Source organism: Castellaniella sp. (assembly GCF_004321985.1).
Classification (GTDB): domain Bacteria; phylum Pseudomonadota; class Gammaproteobacteria; order Burkholderiales; family Burkholderiaceae_B; genus Castellaniella.
This window is the reverse complement of the sequence record NZ_SCQN01000077.1, coordinates 1-4,299: the sequence shown is the minus strand read 5'-3', so window position 1 is coordinate 4,299 and position 4,299 is coordinate 1. Positions and strand designations below refer to the sequence as shown.

Genomic DNA, 4,299 nt, shown 5'->3' with positions numbered 1-4,299 from the left:
CTGCGCGACGGCGACTCCCTGACCCTGCACATCACGCGCCACGGCGCAGCGACCGACGTGCTCCTTACCGCTGCCATCAAGGGGCAGACCATCGACCACGACGACGCTGCGGTGCGTCAGCTGGTGGTCGCCCTGACCGCCCCGCTACTGGTCACCGTCCCGCAGGGTGAGTCGCTAGGCGACGCCCTTGGCGCGGCGCTGGAAGGCATCGCGCCGGCTCGCGGCGCCGCCCGGAAGGCGCTGGAGGAGCGCGTGATCGCCTTGCAGGACGCAACGGTCGGCGCGAAGTCGAGCGCCGTTCCGGCCAAGTCGCCGAAGGCCAAGGCGGCAGCGGCGACCAGCGTCCCGGTCGCGCCGGTCGTCGAGGGCGACGCCAACGAGGAGGCACCCGCTGCGACACCCGCCGCGTCGCCCGACACGCCCACAGCGCCTGCTGGCGTCCCGACCTTGTTCGACTGATCCCCACATCCCCGGATGTATCCATGGCCACGTCCCGCAGCCTCACTCGCATGTTCCGCATCGGAACCAACCTCGTTCCTGACCCGGCGCCGGATCGCAGCCCGGAGGAAGCCTTCGCGATGCTCGCTGTCGCTTGGCCCGCCGTCGCTCACTACACGCTCGACGCGCCGGTGGTCGAGGGCGAGAACCTGGTGTACGCCGGCATCAAGCCGCCAGCACAGACGAAGGGCCGCCAGACCCTACGCATGGCGCTACCCGCCGAGCACGCCTGAACCATGGCCGCCCAGCGCACGCCCCGCGCGTGCACCGAACAACGCTCCGCCGCTGCCAAGACGAGAGCAGCGCTGCGGGCCATCGACGCCTGGGGCAACGCATCGTCCACTGCCACTTACAACGAGGACTTGCATCGCGGCGTGGCTTCGGTACTGCTGCGACTGTCCCGTCGCCGAGCCAGTTGCGTGGACCCCTTCCGGATTCCCATGGCATGACGCCGATCCGGTTCGTCCACCTACCGACCAGTGCGCTCGCCACGGTCGGCGCGATGGCACACGCAGCGGTGCCCCGGATGGAACCGCTGGCCCGCTCGCGGGTTGCTGCAGCGATGCGCACCGCCGTGCTGGCGGGCCGCCTACGGCCTTCCGCTGTACTTGCGGCCCTCGGTGGCGGCCCCGACGGCGCAGACGCGCCGGTGATCGCGCTCGCTGAGCGCCGAGCGCGCCAACAGGTCCGGCGGCTCGGCCCCCGCCCGTCACTACCCGACGATCTGCGCTGCCCGTTCGATCCTCGCTTTGAGTCTCAGGGCAAACGCCAGGACATGCGGCTGTGGTTGCGTCGTCTCGTGCAGGCAGGTGCGCTGACCGGTGACGACGTCCACGGCGCGCTTCGCGATGGCGGCGCGGCCGTGGCTGACCTCATCACCCGCTGGATTGATGGGGAACTCCAACGGCAACTGGCTGCCCTGCTCGGTGCAGTCGGTGTGCAGGCCAGCGCGGACGAGCTGCGGATGAAGTGGCACATCTACCCGGCCTGCGCCGTGCTCGACCGAGAGGACCCGGATCGTCCCGCCGGGACGCTCGTGCTGGTGCCTGACGATGAACCGGCCGGCTTCTCTCTGCTGCGTCTCGGCGATACATCGGCGGTTGCCGGCTTCGAGCCTGTGCTGGATGCGCTGCACTTCCTCCACCTTTCGTTCCTCGCCCTGGTCTGGCCCAACGACCTCACGTGCTCCGATTTCCCGGATATGTTTCTCGAGGCGACCGGAGGCTACGCCGCTGAGTTGGTCGCGGACGACGGCGAGGTCACGCTGAGCCAGGACTTCCTCGACCACCTGTCGGAGGAGTTCGATTACGAGGTCGATGATCCCGAGCGGCGCGATGCCCTGACCCGACTGCTGCGCGTGCAGCACCATGCGCGTACCCGAGTCCGGGCCGCTTCCTCCGTGGAGCAGGCCGAGTCTCTACTTGAACAGATGGCGGAGGCCGCCCCCCGCGATGCAGGGCCGCTGCGCGCGATGAGGCGACTGCTGACGCTTTCGCAACCGACTCGCGCGGACCGGCTCGCGTCACAGAAGACCGAACTTCACGCCTTGGACGAGGAGGCCCAGCTGGTCCTGACGCATGTGATTTCGGCGGACCTCTCCGGCTTCGAGGATGCGGTGATCGAGGATTGGTCGGATCTCAACATGCAAGTCGGCGCGGAAGGTGCGTTCACCGTCTCGCACCGCGATCCCATGCTGGCGCTGCGTCTTGCGGTATCTGACGTGTGTCGTATCACGGTGCTCGACCTCCTCCTGTCCCGCTATGTGAGCGCCCATCAATGACCACGCCCCTGGAACCCCAGCTCGCCCTGATCGTTCACGGTTCTCCCGGTGGACTCTCCGAAATGGGCCGATTTCCGTGCGTCCTCTCGCTGCATGCGATTCGCCACGATGCGGACCAGCGCGCAAGCCTGGACGCGGGCCGATTGCTGACCGAGGCGGAGGCCGCCGAAATTGGGAGCGCGCTGCTCCTTGCTGATGGGCGCGCCTCCCAGCGCGGCGAGTTCATCCCGGCCACGCTGCTGCGCGAAACCCCGACCAGCCTGACGTGGTTCCGCCCGCCGCAACGTTCGACGCAGTACTGGCGGACCAAGGACGGGCGAACCACCATCAATGCTGTCCTGCCTGGACTGGTCTTCCACGTCGAGAGCCGTGTGCTGTTCGTAGCCGCCTACGCGGGCGGCGAACGCCCTCACCGTGGCACGGAGCTGTTCCACGCACCACTCGGCAACGTGTACGCGGACGGCCGCATCTGCACCGGGAATGCGACGCTCCCCGAGACCGTCGATCACGCCAGCATGGCCGCATGGGAGCGCGTATTGCTCGGGACCAATTACGCGCACATCAACCATACGCACACCCTTCGTGATGGCGCCACCACCGAGCAACTGGTGGCGTTCTGGACGCGCCGTCAGCGCTACGCCACGCCACCGGCTGCGAAGCTCCTGCGGCCATTGGCCCCCACCCTTTCCGATTGGCTCACGTCCCTGACGGAGGACGACTCGTGACCGCGATCGCCACCAATCAGCCGGGTCCATTGGACATGGCCGTGCTCGCTGCCATGCCGCTCGCCGCCGTGCCCCTGGACGGGCGATTCGTCGCGCTGGAAACCGGAAGGCGGCTGCTGGCCGCGCGCGACGGGTTCTATATCGAGGCCGCCAATGCGAGCCTGTACGTGCGCTGGCGCATCGCCGCGTGCGTCACGCCGTGGGGTCCAGTCACCGACGCGATCAGGCTGCGGCACGGCCCGATCCCACTCTCCTTTGCGCACCAGCTTGGGAAGGCGGCACGCGAAGCACACCCACGGGAAATGGCAGCTCTCGTGCTTGCCGACTCCGACGGTGCCTACTCGCTGCGCTTTCCACCCTCCCAAGCCACCGGCGCCAGCGTGTCCTACTCGGACGCGGACTATGCAGAGGACGCGCTGGTTATCGACGCGCACAGCCACGGCCAGTTCCCTGCCATTTTTTCCCGTATGGACGACGACTCGGATCGCTCCCGGTTCGGGCCGCATCTGAGTGTCGTGTTCGGTCGGTGCAATCCGGGAGGCCAATTCGAATACGCCGTTCGCTTGTGCGTCGGCGACTACCTCCTTCCGATTCCCGAAGCGACGTTCGAGGAGCTGTTCGCATGAGTGCCCAACGTTTCCCGACCCCCGAGGCCTTCCTCGGCGACCGTCCGATCCGTGTGCTCTTGGCCGGTGCCGGCGGGAACGGATCCATGTTGGCCGACGGCTTGGCTCGCTTGGACTGCGCGTTGCGCGCGCAGGGGCATCCCGGCATGGCCGTGACGGTATACGACGATGCTCTCGTTCGAGAGGCCAACATCGGCAGGCAGCGCTTCACCCATGTCGATGTGGGACACCCCAAAGCGACGCTGCTGGTGCATCGCCTGAACGGATTCTACGGGGTTTCGTGGGAGGCCGAAGTCCAGCGCCTGCCCGAGAGTCCGCCGCGTGCGGACCTGGTGATCGGGTGCGTTGACCTCGGCTGGTATCGCCACGCGCTGGGAAAGGCGAACGCCAAGCGACAAACCGACGCGCTTTACCTTGACCTGGGCAACGGTGCCTCCCGAGGGCAAGTATTTTTGGGCCATCTCGGCCAGCCGCAGAGCGGCCTGCGCTTGCCCAACATCTACGACCTCTATGGTGATGGGCTGCTGACCGGCGACGACGGCGACCTGCCAAGCTGCAGCCTTGCCGAAGCTCTGACGCGGCAGCGTTGGTCCATCAATCCACTGGTCGCGCAGGTAGCCCTCACCATGCTCGATGATCTTCTCCATCGCGGTGGTCTCGACGTGCATGG

Annotated in this window: 5 protein-coding genes and 1 pseudogene; all 6 read left to right on the top strand. The window is 67.5% G+C overall.

The window, feature by feature from the left end; all coding sequences use genetic code 11:
- Positions 1-459, top strand: a pseudogene (locus EPN31_RS16450) (hypothetical protein); the annotation flags it as partial.
- A gap of 119 nt (positions 460-578) precedes the next feature.
- The gene (locus EPN31_RS16445; RefSeq protein ID WP_291775853.1) at positions 579-731 is read left to right on the top strand and encodes a hypothetical protein; all 153 of its coding nucleotides are present in this window, start codon (positions 579-581) and stop codon (positions 729-731) included.
- 212 nt (positions 732-943) lie between these two features.
- A complete protein-coding gene (locus tag EPN31_RS16440) occupies positions 944-2,278 on the top strand; it encodes a hypothetical protein (RefSeq protein ID WP_015447771.1) in 1,335 nt (444 codons plus the stop codon).
- Positions 2,275-3,003 (top strand): PRTRC system protein B, encoded by a 729-nt coding sequence (locus EPN31_RS16435; protein WP_015447772.1) that lies wholly within the window; start codon positions 2,275-2,277, stop codon positions 3,001-3,003. Before EPN31_RS16440 ends, EPN31_RS16435 begins: the two co-directional genes overlap by 4 nt.
- Complete coding sequence (locus tag EPN31_RS16430) at positions 3,000-3,629, top strand: PRTRC system protein A (RefSeq protein WP_015447773.1); 630 nt, start codon at positions 3,000-3,002, stop codon at positions 3,627-3,629. Before EPN31_RS16435 ends, EPN31_RS16430 begins: the two co-directional genes overlap by 4 nt.
- Positions 3,626-4,299, top strand: a 674-nt coding sequence (locus EPN31_RS16425) for a PRTRC system ThiF family protein (RefSeq protein WP_291775845.1), incomplete at its 3' end; no start/stop codon positions are given. The genes EPN31_RS16430 and EPN31_RS16425, both read left to right, overlap by 4 nt.